Raw genomic sequence first — 17,607 nt, 5'->3', positions numbered from 1 at the left:
GGCTATGTCCTTTCCTTCAAAAATTGCTCCACTTCCTGACGGGTGGGCAGAGAGGGCTGAGCGCCGGGACGGGTGACGGCAATCGCACCTGCGGCATTGCCCCAGCAGGCGGCATCCAGAGGCGTCTTGCCTTCCGCCAATGCCAGAGCAAAGGCTCCGGCAAAGGCATCGCCTGCGGCAACGGTATCCACCACTTCCACCGGATAAGCCGGCAGAATCAGGCGATCCTCGCCCAGCGCCAGCAGAGCGCCCTCTTCGCCCAGCGTCACCACCAGATAGCGCACCCCCTGCGCCTGCAAATGACGGATGGCTTGTTCGCGGTCGGAGATTCCCCCCGCCAGCAGGGTGAGTTCATGCTGATTGGGGATGAGGTAATCCACCATTTGCAACAGTTCCGCGGGCAGGGGTTGGGCAGGCGCGGGGTTCAGCACCACAATTATGCCTGCCTGATGCGCCAGTTGCACGGCAGTCTGCACCGCCTCCAGCGGACACTCCAACTGCACCAGCAGGACATCCGCCCCCTCAAACGCCTGCGCCGACTGGCGCACATCCTCAGCGGAAACGTTGCCGTTGGCGCCCGAAGCCACCACAATGGTGTTCTGCCCTTTAGCATCGAGGGTGATGAGCGCCACGCCGGTAGGGGCTTGCGGGTCGCGGCGGATGAAGGTGGTATCCACACCGTCGCGCTGAACGGTTGCCAGCAGGGCATCGCCAAAGGCATCCTGCCCCACCCGTCCAATCATGCGCACCTTTGCGCCCAGCCGCGCCGCGGCTACGGCTTGATTGGCGCCCTTGCCGCCGGGAAAGGTCTGAAAACTGCTCCCGATGAGGGTTTCACCGGGTTGAGGGTGGCGCGGCGCGCGCACCACCAGATCCATGTTCAAACTTCCCACAATCACCAGCGTTCCACTCATGCCATCCTCCGTGTGGATTGACGTTCGACCAGTTCGACCGGCAGGGTCTCACAGCGGGCGGGTAACTCGGGCTGAGCAATGCGCTCCAGCGCCAGACGCAGAGCCGATTCGGCAATGGCAACCTTGTCCTGCCGGATAGTGGTCAGCGGCGGGGCGGCGTAGGATGCCAGTTCGATATCGTCATAACCAACAATCGAGAAATCCTCCGGCACCCGCAGACCGGCTTCCGCCAGGGCGCGCAGAGCGCCAATCGCCATCATGTCGTTGCAGGCAAACAGCGCCGTCGGCAGGGGGCGGAGTTCCAGCAAGCGCCTGGCGGCTTCGTAGCCCGAGCGGGGATGAAAATCTCCGCGCACCATCAGGGCTTCGTCCACCTCCAGCCCGGCTTCCTGCAACGCCTGACGATAGCCAATTACCCGCTGGGCGCTGGGCGTGAGGTGCGAAGGACCGGTAATGCACCCGATGCGGCGGTGTCCGCCCGCAATCAGGTAACGGGTTGCCAGCAAGCCTCCCTGCAGGTTATCGGTGAGAACGGTATCCACCTCCAGGGCAGAGAGTTGCCGATCCACCACCACCACCGGCAAGCCGCCGCGCACCAGCGTCTCCAGCGATTGACTGCGGTCGCCGGTTGCCATGAAAATCAAGCCGTCCACCTGCTTGGTGACCAGCACATCCACATAGACCTGTTCTTTTTCCAGGTCATTTTCGCTGTTGCCAAAAATGACGTTGTAGCCGGCGCGGAACGCGGCAAACTCCAGCGCGCGCGCCACTTCAGCGAAGAAGGGGTTGGCGCTGTCGGGGAGAATCAAGCCGAGGGTGCGGGTTTCACCGCGCCGCAGAGACCGCGCCAGGACGTTGGGGCGGTAGTTGAGTTCCTCCATGGCGCGCAAAACGCGCTCCCGCGTTTCGGGAGAAACGTAGCGGGTGTTGTTGATGACGTGGGACACGGTGGTTGAGGAAACCCCGGCGCGTTCGGCAACCTGATGGATGGTGGGCATATCGCAGGAACCTTTGAGGAAAAGGATTGCGCAATCCTTTGCGCAAACGATTGCATAGAACAGTGTAGCAAAAACAGAGGGCAGAGTCAAGAGGGTCGGGGATTTTTTAATCTTTCGCGGGGGAACACTTTCGCCGCGCCCTGTGCCGGCTGGCAAACCGCGCCGGAAGACGTGTTTTACCGCCAAGACGCAAAGGACACAAAGAGAATGAGAGCGTGCGCCGAGCCTGTGGCGGCGCACAAAAAAAAAGCGCACCCCAAACCGAGGGGTGCGCTGAGGCGTTACGGTGGATGGGAAGGTCTTTACAGGGATTTGACAGATTTACTGTTCAGAGGGCTGGTTCTAGCGCCGGCACGGAACGAATCAGCGAACAGGTGGAATTGCCACCCGCATACGGCGGCTCTTCAGGAGTGGTCGGCGGGTACTTTATCTCCCCGTTGTCCCCCGGTTTTGGGTCGGGACAGTTATTATTACACGGTGACGGTTCTTCTTCACTTATGTAGCAAAGAGGTTCCTGGCAACTTCCCGTCTGAGCCTCTACGGATGAAACCCAACCAAAGAGAAAACCCAACAAAGCCAAAACAACCAACCCGTAACGCCAAGCCTTCATCGTTTCCCTCCTGTGATTGAAAAATCCTACTTTTGCGAATACCGGTCTAAACTCTCTTTTTGCTTCTCCAGCGCCCTGTCCACCAGCGCCTTGAATGCCGAGTCGGATTGATAACGGTCAAACCCCGTCTTGTATTCCTGCGGTACCGGGCGGGCATCCACCCCGTAGGTCTGCTTCAGCCACTCCAGATCCCACACCTGAGAACCCGGCACCAGTTCCAGGTTTCTCTGCAAAGCGGCTTCCATCTCCTCTACGCTGTCAAAGCCCACCAGGTCAAAGGCGTTGTCCTCACCGATGTAGTACCACTGCCCATTGCCGATGTAGGCGTAGTACAGCATTCCGGCATACGCCGGCTGGTCGGGCTTGGCACCGTGTACCCCTTCGCCGTACTGCTTATACTTTGGCTCAAAGGCGCGCTTTCCGGGAATGAACTTTCTGGTAAGCCCTCCAGCCGTACCTTCGGGGAAATCCATCTCCCACCAGTAAGACTGCACGCCGGGGTAATACTTGCGCACGGCGCACACGGCCTGGAAGGTCACCTTCGGCAGTTCGGGCGAGACGCCGTCCGCTACCTCCGCCGTTACGTTTCTGGCGCACCCCCACAGCACCAGGCGGGCTTCATAGCGGTCGGTGTCGGGGTCAAAAAGATAATTACGCATATCCGCAGGGTGATACATATAGGGCAACCACCAGTAATAACGTTCGGGCAGGTTGAAGTCGTCCACTTTCTGTTTTTTGATGTAGAAGTTCATAACATACTTCTGCGGCTTGCCCTCTTTGAGCGGAGCGAGGTAGGGGTTATCCTCCAGTCCGAGGGTTTGGGCGGCTTCCTGGATGGAATAGCCGTTCTGGATCATCATGCTGAAGGCAATCCAGGGTTCGAGGTTCTTCAGCGCGCAAGCCGGGCTGAGGTTCATCCAGAAGTTCGGATAGGGCTGTTTGCTGATGGGGTCCACCGGCAGGGAGAACGTCCAGCGTTCCGGCTGGGTGGCGCAGGGGTCCACCGTCGGCGTGGGCGTGGGTGCGGGGGTGCTGGTGGGTTCAGGGGTGGGGGTGGGCTGAGGCGTAGCCGTCTCCGTGGGGAGCGGGGTGGGGGTGGGCGTGGGAGCTATCCCCGCGCAGGCGCTCAGCAGGAACGACAACCCGAGGGCAAAGACCGACAGGAAACGAAGAATGGATTTCACAAATACCTCCTTAGGGGAAAGTAAACGTAAGTAAGAAAGAAATCTTTCTCTCTGAGGAGCAATTTTACTCAGGAATATGGATGAGACAACGGAAAAATAATTAAAAAATGATTGTTAAAATACAAAAATGATGGGTTGTTTCCTCCATCGGGGATGCAATGACATGCCTTTGTGTCATTGCGAGACCCGCATAAGCGGGTCGAAGCAATCTTCTAAAGAGGTTCACACCTCAGAGACTGCTTCTCCCCTTCGGGGATACAACGACACATAATCGCAACGACACGCAACCGCGCCCTTCGGCAGGCTCAGGGCGCGAAACGCAAAGAGAATGAGAGCGTGCGCCGAGTCTGTGGCGGCGCACAAAAAAAAAGCGCACCCCGAGTCAAGGGGTGCGCAGGATGTCATGGCAATTGCAGAGGTATTCGGGGGTACTGCTTTAGCGTTTGTCTTCCAGCCCTTTGAGAGCAGTGGACTGCATCTCCTGGCGCACGGTGTAGTACAGGCTCTCGGCGCGCAGGTCGGTCAGGTTGTAGCAGGGGGCTTTGAGGTGATTCGCCAGTTCCTGCGCCAGCCCCTGGTCAAAGGCGGCATGCTCCATGTTGATGACCACCGCGTGAATGTGTTCCTCGGCAATGCGCTCCGCCAGGTAGTGGGCTTCTTCCAGCGGCGGCAAATGCCCCATGGAGACGTTCCCCGCCCCATCGGTCAGCACGATGAGCAGAGGCAGAACGTCGGGGTGGAGCATCTTCTCGCGTTTGAGGATGCCATACGCCATATCCAACCCGGCGGAGAGGGGCGTTTTGCCCCCTACGGGGATGTCCCGCAGGGCTTGCTCCGCCAACTGCACCGAGTTGGTGGGGGGCAGAATCAGGGTGGCGCGGTCGCGCTGAAAGGTAATCAAGCCCACACGGTCGCGGCGCTGATAGGCATCGTTAAGCAGGGAGAGAATCGCCCCCTTGGTGGCTTGCATGCGCTCGGCAACCGCCATGGACCAGGAAGCATCCACCAGAAAGAGGACGAGGTTGGCGGCACGGCGCACGCGCACCTTGCGCATGTAATCCGAGGGACGCACGGCAAAAGCAACGCGGTTGCGCTTCTTCAATTCCTCGCGCTGACGCTGGAAGGGCGCGGCGGTGCGCAGAGTGGCATCGAACGCCAGGTCATCGCGGCGCCTGCCTGCCGGGCGCGCAAGGATGTAGCGCCCGCGCTTGCGGTCGGTGTAGGTGCGCGAACGCCGGCCAGCATGACGGCGCATCATTTTGTCCAGGGGGGTATCCAGGCGGCGGGCTTCAAAGGTCTCGCCGGTGTTCACCTGTTTGCCGCCGTTCCACCACTGGGTGTTGCCCTGGTCGAAAATGTTCTGGCGGGAAGGTTCCTGCTGAGTGGCTTCGGGCTGTTCAATCTGCCCGGTCTCCCCATCGGTTACGTTTTTTTTTGCCCGGATTCCTCTTCCATGCCGCCGGGGTGTTCGCGCGGCTCGCCTGAGGTGGCGCCGCCCTGCAGTTGCTCAATGCGCTCCGCCAGTTCTTCCATGGTTGCCGAGGCTTGCTGGAAGGGGGTGCGCTTCAGGCGGTGCGGGAGCGCCAGTTCTGCCGCCAGGGCAATATCCCGCGCGGTGATGGACGTGCGCCCTTCAAAAGCGGCGTGCGCCCGGGCGGTCTTCAGGATGACCAGGTCGGGACGGTGACCATCCACCTGTAATGAGGCGGTCAGCGAAGCAATCGAAAGCAGGTCGCGGCTGGTATAGGTGACCTGATCAAGCAGTTTGCGGGCTTGTTCAATTTGCTGAGAGAGTTCCTGTTCTTTGGGCTGCCAGTGCGCCACAAACGCCAGCGGGTCTTTTTCAAACGCCAGGTTGCGCTCCATGATCATCACCCGCTCGCGGGCATCGCGGATGCCGTAGATTTCCACCGAGAGGGCAAAGCGGTCCAGCAGTTGCGGGCGCAGGTCACCCTCTTCAGGGTTCATCGTGCCGACCAGGATGAAGCGCGCCGGATGAGTGAAGGAAATGCCCTCGCGCTCAACGATGTTCATCCCCATAGCGGCGGCATCCAGCAGTACGTCCACCACGTGGTCATCGAGCAGGTTGACCTCGTCAATGTAAAGCAAACCGCGGTTAGCGGCGGCAAGCACGCCCGGCTCAAAATGGCGTTCGCCGCGCTGGATGGCGGCTTCAATGTCCAGTGTACCCACCACACGGTCTTCGGTGGCAGATACCGGCAGGTTGATGAAAGGAATTTGACGCAGGCTCACCGGCAGGGATTCGCCGCGCTCGGCACGCTCACGGCATTCGGTGCACCATGTCGCCGGGGCGTCCGGGTCGCATCCAAAACGGCAGTCGCTCACCACCTTGACCTTGGGAAGCAGTGCCGCCAGGGCGCGCGCCGCCGTGGATTTTGCCGTGCCGCGCTCGCCGCGAATCAAAACCCCACCAATACGCGGATCCACCGCATTGAGCACCAGTGCGCGCTTCATGCGCTCCTGACCAACGATGGCAGTGAATGGATAAATAGGCGGCATGACGATTGTGCAACTCCTTTCTCAGCGGCTTTAGTTTACCACAAAACCTAAAGAATGCGTCGAGGCATGAAAGGGATTGCGCCCTTTCCAACGGTTTGACACCCTCTCCCGCCCGTGACATAATAAGGGCGAAAAACCTCAACCGAAGGATTGCCAAAATGCCCAAAGCCGATTACGTTTTTCCCAATGGATTCCTGTGGGGCACTGCCACTTCTTCCCATCAAGTGGAAGGCAACAACACCAACAACGACTGGTGGGCATGGGAACAGCAGGAAGGACGCATCCTCCACGGTCATCGCTCGGGGCTGGCGTGCGATTGGTGGGATGGGCGCTGGCGCGAGGACTTCGACCGCGCCGCCGAAACCGGGCAGAACGCCCACCGCTTTTCCATCGAGTGGAGTCGCGTTCAGCCCGCTCCCGACCGCTGGGACGAGGATGCCATCGATCACTACCGTGACATGCTGAGAGGACTGCGCGACCGTGCCCTTCTGCCGCTGGTCACCTTTCACCATTTCAGTCTGCCCTTGTGGCTGGCGGAACGCGGCGGCTGGGAGAACGAGGAAACGCCTGCCCTCTTTGCCCGCTATGTACGCAAGTGCATGGAAGCCTTCCGCGAGTACACCAACTTCTGGATAACCATCAACGAGCCGAATGTGTACGCTTACGAGGGATACATCGCCGGGTTGTTCCCCCCCGGCAAGAAAGACCTCACCGCGGCAATGCGGGTGATGGCAAACCTGGTGCGCGGGCATGCCCTGGCGTACCGCGAGATTCACGCCGTTCAACGCGAGGCGCGGGTAGGATTAGCGCTCGCCATCCGTCCACTTTTGCCCGCCGGACCGCTCAAGTTCCTGGACGGCATTCCGGCGAAGATTGCGGGGCAGTTTTTCAATGAAGCCTTCCCGGGCGCGCTGAAGGACGGCAAACTGCGCCTCATCACCCGCACGGTGCCCATCCCCGAAGCCCAGGGGACGCAGGACTTTGTGGGCGTCAATTACTACACGGTGGATATGGTGCGCTTTGACCTTCTGCGCCCGCAGGAAATGTTCGGGCATCGTTTCTACCCTGCCGATGCGCCGCTGAGTGACACCGGTTTCATCGCTCACTTTCCCGAGGGCATGTTCCTGACGCTGAAGTGGGCAAAAAGTTTCAATCTGCCCATCATCGTCACCGAAAATGGGGTGGAAGATGCCGATGACCACCTGCGACCGCGCTACCTTGCCGAGCACATCCATCAGGTGTGGCGGGCGGCGAACTTCAACTGGCAAATCAAGGGCTACTTCCACTGGACTCTGGTGGATAACTTCGAGTGGGAACGCGGCTGGACTCAGCGCTTTGGCTTGTGGGGCTTGGATGTGGACACCCAGCGGCGCATCCGCCGTCCCAGCGTGGATTTGTACGCCAGCATCTGCCAGAAAAATGCCCTGACCTACGACGCGGTGGCGCAATACGCGCCGGAAGCGTTACCCCGCCTGTTTCCCGAATAGCGCTTCCCCCCAAAAAAACAGCCTTCCAGAACTGGAAGGCTGTTTTTATTTAAGAGCCGGGCTAGAGATCGCGAATCAGGTAAAGTCCGCCGCGCTGGAAGCCGCGCGATTCGTAATACAGGCGCGTGCCGATGGCGGCAATGACCGCCAGGCGGCGGAATCCACGTGCGCGGGCAAGGTCGGCGGCGCGGTTGAGCAACTGCGTACCCAAGCCGATGTGCTGAGCGGCGCCGGGCAGTTCAAACCCCACCGGCAGGGACTGTCCGTACACGTGCACCTCGCGAATCAGGGCGGCGCCTTCCAGGTCAGGCAGGGCAGAGGTGACATCCGGGGCATCGGGCAGAGGCAGGGAAAGGCGCAAATACCCGGCAATGCGATCCTGAGGGGTAACAAACTGTAAGAAATGTTCCTCAGCATACGCGGCGGTGTAGGTCAGGTCGCGCAGGACAAGTGTATTGGGGTCAACGCGCTCGTTGCGCACCTCGCGGCAGCGGATGCAGTGACAGCGCTGTCCGCGGCGGGCAACTTCCGCCAGCACATCCTGCCGCAGACTGGTGCGGCGGTTGCCCGCCACCACGTTGGTCGAAGGGATGTCACGGATGATGCGGTTAATCCGGCAGTACTCCGGCACGGTGGGCTTGAGGTCGGCAATCAGGTCAATGAGTTCTTCGGTGGTGTAGGGCTGGTACTCGCCGCGCTCCCAGTAGGCGTATAAATCGGCATTCTGGAGCAGTTGGCAGGGGTAAATCTTAATCTCATCCGGGGCGTACCCCTGCGTCCACAAGCGGGCGAAGTCCTCACGGTCGCTCTGCGGGGTCGCGCCCAGCAGATTGGGCATCCAGTGCAGGACGATCTTGAAGCCCGCGGCGCGCAAGAGCGCGGTGGCTTGCAGGGCTTCGGCGGCAGTATGCCCGCGCTGATTGAGCGCCAGAATGCGGTCATCCAGCGACTGCACGCCCATCTGCACCTTGGTTACCCCCAGGCGGCGCAGCCACGCCAGTTCCTGCGGGGTGATTTCATCCGGACGGGTCTCGATGACCAGCCCCACATTACGGTGCGGGGCGGTTTCGTTGCGCCGGTGGGCTTCTTCCAGCCTCGCCGAGTCCACTTCGTTGAGGGCATCAAAACAGCGCCGGATGAACCACTCCTGATAATCGCGGCGGTAGGCAGTGAACGTACCTCCCAGAATCAGCAGTTCGATTTTATCGGTGGGGTGTCCGGTTGCCGCCAGCGATTCCAGTCGGCTGGCAACCTGGCGGTAGGGATCGAACTCGTTCTGCAGACCGCGCATGGCGCCGGGTTCGTCGGGCAGGTAACTCTTGGGCATGCGCACATCGGTGGGGCAGAAGATGCATTTGCCCGGGCAGGGGTAAGGCTTGGTCAGCACCGTCACCGTGGTCACGCCGGAGAGGGTACGCACCGGCTTCATGCGGATGGCGGCGAGGAAATGGGCATCTTCCTGCCATTCGCCCTGCTCCACCAAGCGCTGGTAAGTCTGCACCAGAATGGATTTGGGCAGGTAACCGCCCTCCGGCAGGGGATGGCGGCGCAGGGCGCGCACCACGTCCATGCCGCGGCGCACGTCTTCCAGCACACGGCGGGCAATTTCCTGCCGTTCCGGGGTGGGTTCGTGGGTTTCCTGCCAGACCTCAAAATCCATACTGCGAATCTTACCAGAAAATGGACGAATTTTGGGCGGTTTGTTTTATAATGCCACCAGGTATGGATACAAAGGCCATTGAGGTGTTACGGGAGATTAACCGCACCTTTTACCTGCAGTACGGCGAGTCCTTTGCCCGCACACGGCGGCGGGTGCAGAACGGCGTCAAGCAGGTGCTGGAGCGCCTGCCCGATGAAGGTGTCTGGCTGGATATCGGTTGCGGCTCGGGGGCGCTGGCAGTGGAGTGGCTTCAGCGGGGACGCAAAAGCCGCTACATCGGCATGGATTTCAGCGAGGTACTGCTGGAAGAAGCCCGCCGCGCGGTGAGCGCTCTGCATGCCGGCGAACAGGTGACCTTCCTCCACGGTGATCTAACTGCTCCGAACTGGCATCTGGCGGTACAGGACATTCCCCTGCAGGGCATCTTGGCTTTTGCCGTCCTGCATCATATCCCCTCGCATGACCTGCGCCTTGCCCTTCTGCGCACGGTACACAGCCTGTTGCCCCCCGGCGGCTGGTTTGTGCATTCCGAGTGGCAGTTTCATCACAGTCCCAAACTGATGAGCCGCCGTCTGCCCTGGTCGGTGGTGGGCGTAAATGAAGAAAACCTCGAAGCGGGCGACACCCTGCTGGACTGGCGCGAAACCCTCCCTGCCGGTGAGGAACAGGGAGGGTTACGATACGTGCATTTATTTTCGCCGGAAGAACTTCAGCAGTTGGCAGAGCAGGCGGGCTTCAGCATCGAAGAGACCTTTTCCTCGGATGGTTTGGGCAACCGCCTGAGCCTCTACCAGATCTGGAAACGCCTGTAACCTTCATTTGCGGATGAACGGCAGAGCAATGCGGTAATTGCTCTCGTACTCCACCGCGCCGGCATCACACCCCCAACCCCGTGGGCGAATCATTCCACGTTGATCCTGATAGGGATATGCACAGGCGCTGATGGGCACAAAATCCACCACCGGTGCGGTTTCGGTAAGCGGCAGACGATAAAACGGTTTGATGCCTGTCAAAGCGCCCAACTGCGGATCGGTATTAATGCGATCCAGCGGCGCGGCAAATTCACTGCAGTTTCCTACCGTCTGCACCACATTGTAGCCCAGCGAACGCAGGTTGCCACTGCTATCATCCTGGCAGTCATTGAGGGCTTGCGTGGAAAGTTTGTTGTATCCCAGCGCAGAACCCTGGACAAAAACGCGCGTCTGCAACCCCGAAGCGTTGTAAATACCACCGCCCTTGCCCGTCCCGCCGACCTGATTGGCTGTGACAGTAGCGTTCTTGAGCGAGACATTGCTTTTATTTTCGGCATAGACAGCGCCGCCACTTCCACCTGCACCAGCGAGACCACCGTCCACCTTGGTACCGCCCGCGCCGGTCTTGTTGCTGTCCAGCGTGGAGTGAATCACCACAATCCTGCCTTCGCCGCTATTGAAGATTGCGCCGCCGTGCCCCCCTCTCCCAGGATTGACCGAAGAACCACCCGCGCGGGTCTCATTGCGGACAAAACTGGCAAAGCGCACTTCCTGAACTGTACCGGTATTGGCAATAGCCCCGCCACTCCCGCCGTTGCCGCCGCCGCAGTTTCCGGAGGTATCCGAAGCGCCAGGGCCGGTTTTGTTGGCTTCAAAGGTGACGTTTGCCAGAATACCAATCCCCCCGCTATTGAAAATGGCGCCACCGTTACCGCCACTTCCGCCCATACTTTCCCCATCACATTTGACACCGTAGCCGGTGTAGTTACCCAGAAAAGTGACGTTCAGCATCACCGAAACCGTAGGCGCGTCGGGAATTTGAAGGGTGCCGGTGTTTGCAAGGGCACCACCATTGCCACCGTTTCCACCATCTCCATAAATTCCACCACCTCCGCCATTGCCGGTAGCGTTGGCTTCAAATACAGGGAAATCCGGGTTTAACTCTACCAGCGGGCTGATGATACTGCCTTCATTGTAAATAGCACCGCCATCGCCGCCTTTGCCACCATAACCAACGCCAGCCACACCGCCATCGCCGGTTTTATTCTCTTTGAAGATCACATACAAGGGAGAAGCATCCTCATTTCCCACCACAGCCGTACCGGCGTTGAACAATGCACCGCCATTGCCGCCACTGCCGCCATTAAAGTTCACGCTTTGACCGCCGTTACCGGTCTGGTTCTTGTAGAAAGTGACGTTGTCCATCTTTTCCAGGTAACCAGCGTTGGCAATGGCACCACCCGCGCCGCCGTTCCCGCCGTTGCCATCAATGGAGGCGGCGCCGTTGCCGGTCTTGTTTTGGGAAAAGAGCACGTTCTCCAGACGCAATACAGACTGCGCATTGTTGAAAATGGCGCCCCCCAAACCGGCACTGCCTCCCGGAGGCGCGCCATTACCGGTGGAATTGCCCATGAAATTGACATTGCTCAGGATCGCCGTGCCATCGTTGTACAGCCCGCCGCCTGCACCGGACGTGTATCCATCACCACCGGTGCCGGTGCTGTTGTTGCTGATTTCCCCGCCCTGAACAGTCACAGTCGCCCCGCGGGCATTGTAAATGCCACCACCATCGCCACCCTGATTGGCACTGCCACTTCCCTTGCCGGTCTTGTTTCCAGAAACGATGGTGTTTTGTAAGAAAAGTATGCCGGTGTTGTAAATCCCCCCGCCAAATCCACCCGGCACCTGCGAGACTGCATCTGAGGTAGCATTGTCAATGAGCATCACATTCCTGAGGGTAAGTGTGCCACGATTGCGAATTCCCCCACCGCCATCCAGGTGTTCCCCCGCCTTGCCGTTCTGGATGGTCAAATCCGAGAGGGTCACGTTTGCCAGCGGATGCACATCCAGCACCCGGTCACGCGGATTGGGCTCATCCAGCAGTCCATCTATCACTACCGCTGTCGGGTCGGCGGGATTGCCCAAAAGGCTTAGAGTCAGCGGGTATGCTTCTCCAGTGTTGGGAATGCGCGCCCCAATATCGAAATCACCGGTTGCGTTGAGATCTTCCCCTGCTCCCGCCAGAACGGGACTCATGCGCACGATACAGGGATTGTCGCTCGAACAGGCGAGACCCTCATCAAAGACGATTTCAAACTGATAGGTGTTGTCCGGGTCACTGGCGGCTAATTCGTAGGCGTTGTAATTGACCAGCATGATTGCTGAACGTAGAGAACAATCCTCCGCCGCCTCCGTACAGGCAAACAGCCACCCAGGGTCGCCGGTCTCCGTATCGGGGGGGAGAACATCGTCCAGCCGGTCCACCACATAGCGGGTTGTCACTGCGGCTGCTCTGACAGGCACCGTGAAGGTGAGTAACCACCCTGAAAGGATAGACAGGCTCAGCAATACGCGAAAGAGTTTTTGCCAGCCACTCATGGCACGCTGTACCTCCGTGGAAATTGATCCACAGTGATTATACGGAATGCCAGTGACCTGTAACCTTACAATTTTTTTACCTTCGCAAACTGGAAAGGACAATCATTGCCCGGCGCACCAGTTCAGCGCGGGTGCCGGCGTCAAAACGGCGTTTTAAGTCTGATACGTACAGGTACACCGTGCGGGTGGAGATGCGCAGGCGGTAGGCAATCTGCCGGGTAGTCAGTCCCTCTGCCAGCCCTTTCAGCACTTCCATCTGACGGCGGCTGAGATGAGGCAGATAAGGCTGAACCACTGCGCGCGGAGCGGTGCGGGTAATCAGCACCATGTCCTCAATCTGCAGGGCGCGCAGGTCAGCGCAGGGCAGTTCGTGAAAAGGCGCAGGCGGAAGCCATTCTCCCCGTTGCAGGGCTTGAAGAATGGCTTCGGCGGGCTGTTCTTCTTCCAGCCAGAGCAACGTGTGAGGGTCGGGAAGAAAAAGAATGCGCGTCATTCCAATTATCTCTTTATAGAACTTTTGTTCTATTATTATGACAGAGTTTGAAAAGAAGTCAAGGGCGATTCCATCCCCCAAAAAATTCAGGTTGATTTCTGCGCTTTTCATCCCCATAATAAAAACATGAAGTTTTTAAGTGCATTTTTATTGCTTATTTTGACGGGATTGAGCGCTTGCCGTACAGTGCTCCAGCCGATGCCCTCACCCACTCAAACCTCTCTCACGGTCACGCCCACCTTCCCCTCAGTACCAGAACCCTCCGCCACATCTCCATCAGAATCCGTGACCTGCGACATGCTGAAGGACGCTTCCTCCGGTTTGAAAGGCGTGCTGGAATGCAGTCAACAGGACGGGATGATCTGGGTCTCCCTTAACGTTCCCTACAGTGATGCCCTTGGCGATTTCTACCGCTGGAGCGAAGGAGAGGGCTGGAAGCCCGTGGAGGGCGCCGTCGAAGGCAGTGTGTTCCAGAAAGGCAACACCCTGCTGGCGGTCTATAACCCGGAACCCAGCCTGGAAGATCCCCAAAGAAAAACCGAACTCCCCACGGGGACGCGCGGACGCATGGCGCTGGGCGTGTTTAGCGCCCTGCCGGAGAGTGCTGGGCGAAGTCTTTTCCCCGGACCGCCAGACTGCCAAAACCTGCCTCCACTGTTTTTCCCGCCAGAAAGTATCCTGAAATGCCGCCAGCAGGCACATGCTGTCTTCCTTTACACCCCTTATGAATCGCGTGCCATTCTGCTGATTCTGTATGCCCTGCTCAAACAGGCAGACTGGCAGGTCTCCACCTGGGATTGGGCGCTTCAGCGCACGGTGTGGAAAAAGGGAGAATCCAACCTGTTTCTTGAAGCCCTGTTCCCCAATGCCACCGCCGTCCAGGGCGATACCTTCCCGCCACTGGCGCGCTCCCGGCTGGAATGGCGGGTTACCACCCCATAATCTCGACGGTGAGAGCATTTCGATCTGCACAGGAAGGGTGATTCAGACAATCACCCTTCTTTTTATGGCAGGTTAACCCGTATTCAGGTTGTGCGATGGATGAAATTCAGAGAAGTTTTATCTAAAATAAGCATGGTCTTATTCGGATTTCATCCTGGGGAGGATGCCTGAATGCGGAACACACACCCTGTTCGGAAAGTGTTAATCGCCTCGGCGAACCCGCTGTTTGGAAAAGGGCTTCAGCAAATTTACCGCCAGCGCTTCGAAGCGGTGGAGTTTTTGCTCACCTCCACCATGGATGAGACGCTGATACAGTTAGAGCGCTGGCAGCCTGACCTGGTCATCGTGGACTACGACGATAAAACCATCCACCGTGAAGAATTCCTCAGCCACTTCATCACCGGGCAACGCTCCATGCAGGTCATGCTGGTCTCACTGCGGGAGAGCGGCGCAGTGGTGGTGTACGACCGTAAAACGCTGACCCCCGCTCAGGCAGATGAATGGCTAAGCGATTTTCAATCCCATCCCCCATCCAAAAGGAGTCAAACCATGAAGGGAAATGCCCGACACCTGTTCATTGCCGGAGGGCTGGTGATTGTGGCAACGGCGCTGGCGTACTTTGCTCTGCTGGGAATTAACCCGCTCCCTGCACAGGCATCCACACAAGCCCAAGCCATTGATCGCCTCTTCAACGCACACTTTTTCATGATTGCCCTGCTGTTTTCGCTGATTACCGTATTCATCGGCTACAGTTTGTTTGCTTTTCGCAGTAAGCCCGGTATGGAAGATCAGCCCGGTGCCAACATGAAGGGCAATAACACGCTGGAAATCATCTGGACTTTAATCCCCCTGGCAACCGTGCTGGTCTTTTCGTTCTTTGGCGCGCGCAACCTTGCCGAAACCCGCATGGTAGACTCCCAAGCCATGGAAGTAAAGGTCATTGCCCGTCAGTGGGACTGGGTTTTTGAGTATCCGGCTTACGGCATCAAATCCAACGAACTGTACCTGCCCGTCAACCGGCAGGTGCTGCTCAAACTCACCTCGCTGGATGTGATTCACTCGTTCTGGGTGCCGGAATTTCGCGTCAAACAGGATGCCCTGCCCGGCGAAAACCTGGTCAAAGAACTGCGCATCACCCCCATCAAAGAAGGCAGGTACACAGTGATGTGCGCCGAATTGTGCGGGGGGGCACATGCCAACATGAACCGCCCGGTTGTGGTGGTGAGCAAGCAGGAATTTGACGCCTGGGTGTCCAGCAAGGTTAATGCCGCTACCGCCGACCCGGTGGAGCGCGGCAAGCGCTGGGCAGAACTGAGCGGATGTCTTTCCTGCCACTCGGTCGATGGCAGTAAACTGGTCGGTCCGACCTGGAAAGGCGCCTACGGGCACGAAGTGGAACTGGCGGACGGCAGCAAAGTCCTCGCCGACGAGACTTATCTGTATGCTTCTATCGTGGATCCGGCATCGCAACTGGTCAAAGGCTATCCCAATTCCATGCCCGCCAACTACGCCGACCAGTTAAGCGATGAGCAAATCCGCGACATCATCGAATACATCAAGTCCCTCAAATAAACATAGAGGAGAAGGCTTTATGAAAAAGATTTTCCAGATTGGCTTGTTGAGGGGGATTTTCGGACAAATCCTCGGCATGGCGCTGGGTTACGGACTGGTCACCGCCCTGCAACTGCTCTCTGGTGCCCGCCTGCGTGCCGAACCCGCCTGGGTAGTGGGCGGCGCCTTTAGCGCTCTCGGCTTTTTGATTGCCCTGGGCGCTTTTACCGACTGGTTCCGCATGGCAAAAGGGGAAGAAGTTCCTGAGCCGGAAGACATAGAAGAGCCGCAGGACGGCAGACGCTACTGGGGGCTTTCGTATGACCATAAGGTCATCGGCGTGCAGTACGGCTTCCTCTCTCTGTTTTTACTGGTACTGGGTGGGTTGTTCGGATTAATCTTCCGCACTGAACTGCTGGCGCCGCAACTGCAATTCCTCTCGTTCAACCTCTTCAACACCCTGATTGGCTTGCACGGCATGGTGCTGATTGCCTCCATCCTTATGGGCATCGCGGCTGTCTCCAACTATGTCATTCCCCTGCTGATCGGCGCGCGCGATATGGCATTCCCGCGGTTGAATGCCTTTTCTTTCTGGGTTGCCGTGCCAGGGGCATTGATCCTGTTATGGAGCCTGGCACTGGGTGGCTTCGAAACCGGCTGGACGGGTTACCCGCCGCTCTCCATCCGCGGTCCCATGGGCGTGCAGATGTTCTTCCTGGGTGTATGGTTCGTGGGGTGGTCGTCCATCCTCGGCGCGCTCAACCTGATTGCCACCATCCTGCGCATGCGCGCTCCGGGGATGTCCATGTTCCGCATGCCCATTCTGGCGTGGAGCGTGCTGGCAACTTCCATCATCGCCCTGACCGCCACGCAGTTAATCGGTTTGTCGTTCCAACTGGTGCTGTTTGAGCGTCTGCTGGGCATGGGTTTCTTTGAGCCGTCCAACGGCGGCAATCCCATCCTCTTCCAGCACCTTTTCTGGTTCTACTCTCACCCGGCAGTGTATATCTTCGTCCTGCCCGGCTTGGGAATCATCAGCGAACTTTTGCCGGTGTTCGTGCGCAAACCGCTGTTTGGCTACAAGTGGGTGGCTATGTCCTCGCTGGGCATCGCCCTGGTGGGCTTTCTGGTATGGGCGCATCACATGTTCGCCGCGGGGATGGAAGAGTACCTGCGCGTGCCCTTCATGTACAGCACCCTGCTGGTGGCAGTGCCCACCGGAGTGAAGTTCTTCTCATGGACGGCAACCATCTGGCAAGGCAACATTCGCCTGCGCGTGCCCATGTTGTTCGTGCTGGGGGGCATTATCATCTTCCTGCTGGGCGGCATCACCGGGCCTTTACTGGGAACAGTCTCCACCAACCTGCACCTCACCGATACCTATTATGTGGTCGGACACTTCCACGCCACCATGTTCGGCGGTTATGTCTTCCCCTTCTTTGCCGCGCTGTACTACTGGTTCCCCAAAATCACCGGGCGGCAGATGAGTGAAAAACTGGGCAAATGGCACTTCTGGCTGTTGTTCATCGGCTTCATGGTCATGTCGCTGGGGCAGATGCGCATCGGCATGCTGGGAATGCGCCGTCGCATTGCCGACTACGATCCCGCCATGGGCTTCCAGTTGCCCAATATCATCATTACCCTGGCGGGGTTCATGGTAGCCCTCTCGGTGCTGATTCTTTTCATCAACCTGTACCGCAGTGCCCGCTTTGGACAGGTCGCTACGGGCAACGTCTGGCAGTCGCGTTCGCCGGAGTGGCAAATTCCCTCACCAACCCCGGCACACAATTATCCCGCTCCCCTGCGGATCGTAGGAGAGCCTTACGACTACGCCGGAGAAAGCCAGCGCTATGTCGAAGTGGACGGCGCAGTCCCTGCGGCACATGCGGCTGACTGAA

General features: G+C 58.7%; 13 protein-coding genes. 5 read left to right on the top strand and 8 right to left on the bottom strand.

All coding sequences use genetic code 11. The annotated features are described in order from the left end of the window. Positions 1-2: 2 nt before the first annotated feature. The 5 genes from rbsK to ANT_RS02670 form a co-directional block, all read right to left on the bottom strand. Positions 3-914 (bottom strand): ribokinase, encoded by a 912-nt coding sequence (rbsK, locus tag ANT_RS02690; protein ID WP_013558972.1) that lies wholly within the window; start codon positions 912-914, stop codon positions 3-5. Continuing rightward, the gene (locus ANT_RS02685) at positions 911-1,912 is read right to left on the bottom strand and encodes a LacI family DNA-binding transcriptional regulator (protein ID WP_013558971.1); all 1,002 of its coding nucleotides are present in this window, start codon (positions 1,910-1,912) and stop codon (positions 911-913) included. The genes rbsK and ANT_RS02685 overlap by 4 nt, the downstream gene beginning before the upstream one ends. Positions 1,913-2,548: 636 nt before the next feature. Continuing rightward, positions 2,549-3,706, bottom strand: coding sequence for a hypothetical protein (locus ANT_RS02680; protein WP_013558970.1), 1,158 nt, complete (start codon positions 3,704-3,706; stop codon positions 2,549-2,551). A 436-nt stretch (positions 3,707-4,142) separates the two neighbouring features. Next, on the bottom strand, positions 4,143-5,018 hold the full coding sequence (locus tag ANT_RS02675) for a vWA domain-containing protein (RefSeq protein WP_013558969.1): 876 nt from the start codon (positions 5,016-5,018) through the stop codon (positions 4,143-4,145). 110 nt (positions 5,019-5,128) lie between these two features. Further along, a complete protein-coding gene (locus tag ANT_RS02670) occupies positions 5,129-6,226 on the bottom strand; it encodes a magnesium chelatase ATPase subunit I (protein WP_013558968.1) in 1,098 nt (365 codons plus the stop codon). A gap of 158 nt (positions 6,227-6,384) precedes the next feature. On the opposite strand from ANT_RS02670, the gene ANT_RS02665 reads away from it, so the two are divergent. Then, entirely contained in the window at positions 6,385-7,713 is a 1,329-nt protein-coding gene (locus tag ANT_RS02665; protein WP_013558967.1) for a glycoside hydrolase family 1 protein, read from the top strand. Positions 7,714-7,774: 61 nt separating this feature from the next. On the opposite strand, the gene ANT_RS02660 is transcribed toward ANT_RS02665, so the two are convergent. Then, positions 7,775-9,373 (bottom strand): elongator complex protein 3, encoded by a 1,599-nt coding sequence (locus tag ANT_RS02660; protein WP_013558966.1) that lies wholly within the window; start codon positions 9,371-9,373, stop codon positions 7,775-7,777. Between the two features lie 62 nt (positions 9,374-9,435). On the opposite strand from ANT_RS02660, the gene ANT_RS02655 reads away from it, so the two are divergent. Beyond that, positions 9,436-10,185, top strand: a complete 750-nt coding sequence (locus ANT_RS02655) for a class I SAM-dependent methyltransferase (RefSeq protein WP_172634566.1) — start codon at positions 9,436-9,438, stop codon at positions 10,183-10,185. A gap of 3 nt (positions 10,186-10,188) precedes the next feature. Here the strand turns inward: ANT_RS02655 and ANT_RS02650 are convergent, their stop codons facing one another. Both ANT_RS02650 and ANT_RS02645 read right to left on the bottom strand, forming a co-directional pair. Continuing rightward, complete coding sequence (locus ANT_RS02650; protein ID WP_013558964.1) at positions 10,189-12,723, bottom strand: choice-of-anchor Q domain-containing protein; 2,535 nt, start codon at positions 12,721-12,723, stop codon at positions 10,189-10,191. Between the two features lie 76 nt (positions 12,724-12,799). Next, positions 12,800-13,216, bottom strand: a complete 417-nt coding sequence (locus ANT_RS02645; RefSeq protein ID WP_172634565.1) for a helix-turn-helix domain-containing protein — start codon at positions 13,214-13,216, stop codon at positions 12,800-12,802. 126 nt (positions 13,217-13,342) lie between these two features. Between ANT_RS02645 and ANT_RS02640 the strand changes: the two genes are divergently transcribed. The 3 genes from ANT_RS02640 (at position 13,343) to ANT_RS02630 (ending at position 17,606) form a co-directional block, all read left to right on the top strand. Beyond that, positions 13,343-14,158: a hypothetical protein gene (locus ANT_RS02640; RefSeq protein WP_013558962.1), complete on the top strand. Its 816-nt coding sequence runs from the start codon at positions 13,343-13,345 to the stop codon at positions 14,156-14,158. A 171-nt stretch (positions 14,159-14,329) separates the two neighbouring features. Continuing rightward, positions 14,330-15,730, top strand: coding sequence for a cytochrome c oxidase subunit II (gene coxB / locus ANT_RS02635; protein ID WP_013558961.1), 1,401 nt, complete (start codon positions 14,330-14,332; stop codon positions 15,728-15,730). Between the two features lie 19 nt (positions 15,731-15,749). After that, a complete protein-coding gene (locus ANT_RS02630) occupies positions 15,750-17,606 on the top strand; it encodes a cytochrome c oxidase subunit I (protein ID WP_013558960.1) in 1,857 nt (618 codons plus the stop codon). The last annotated feature ends 1 nt before the right edge of the window (position 17,607 follow it).

It is taken from the genome of Anaerolinea thermophila UNI-1, assembly GCF_000199675.1.
Taxonomy (GTDB): Bacteria; Chloroflexota; Anaerolineae; order Anaerolineales; family Anaerolineaceae; genus Anaerolinea; species Anaerolinea thermophila.
The sequence above is the reverse complement of the archived record's forward strand: the minus strand, read 5'-3'. Positions and strand labels throughout refer to the sequence as shown.

Bases quoted from the DNA above. Each gene is read 5' to 3' on its own strand.
- ANT_RS02630 (WP_013558960.1), top strand. From the start codon at position 15,750: ATGAAAAAGATTTTCCAGATTGGCTTGTTGAGGGGGATTTTCGGACAA.
- coxB (WP_013558961.1), top strand. From the start codon at position 14,330: ATGCGGAACACACACCCTGTTCGGAAAGTGTTAATCGCCTCGGCGAAC.
- ANT_RS02660 (WP_013558966.1), bottom strand. From the start codon at position 9,373: ATGGATTTTGAGGTCTGGCAGGAAACCCACGAACCCACCCCGGAACGG.
- ANT_RS02665 (WP_013558967.1), top strand. From the start codon at position 6,385: ATGCCCAAAGCCGATTACGTTTTTCCCAATGGATTCCTGTGGGGCACT.
- ANT_RS02670 (WP_013558968.1), bottom strand. From the start codon at position 6,226: ATGCCGCCTATTTATCCATTCACTGCCATCGTTGGTCAGGAGCGCATG.
- ANT_RS02650 (WP_013558964.1), bottom strand. From the start codon at position 12,723: ATGAGTGGCTGGCAAAAACTCTTTCGCGTATTGCTGAGCCTGTCTATC.
- ANT_RS02640 (WP_013558962.1), top strand. From the start codon at position 13,343: ATGAAGTTTTTAAGTGCATTTTTATTGCTTATTTTGACGGGATTGAGC.
- rbsK (WP_013558972.1), bottom strand. From the start codon at position 914: ATGAGTGGAACGCTGGTGATTGTGGGAAGTTTGAACATGGATCTGGTG.
- ANT_RS02685 (WP_013558971.1), bottom strand. From the start codon at position 1,912: ATGCCCACCATCCATCAGGTTGCCGAACGCGCCGGGGTTTCCTCAACC.
- ANT_RS02645 (WP_172634565.1), bottom strand. From the start codon at position 13,216: ATGACGCGCATTCTTTTTCTTCCCGACCCTCACACGTTGCTCTGGCTG.
- ANT_RS02655 (WP_172634566.1), top strand. From the start codon at position 9,436: ATGGATACAAAGGCCATTGAGGTGTTACGGGAGATTAACCGCACCTTT.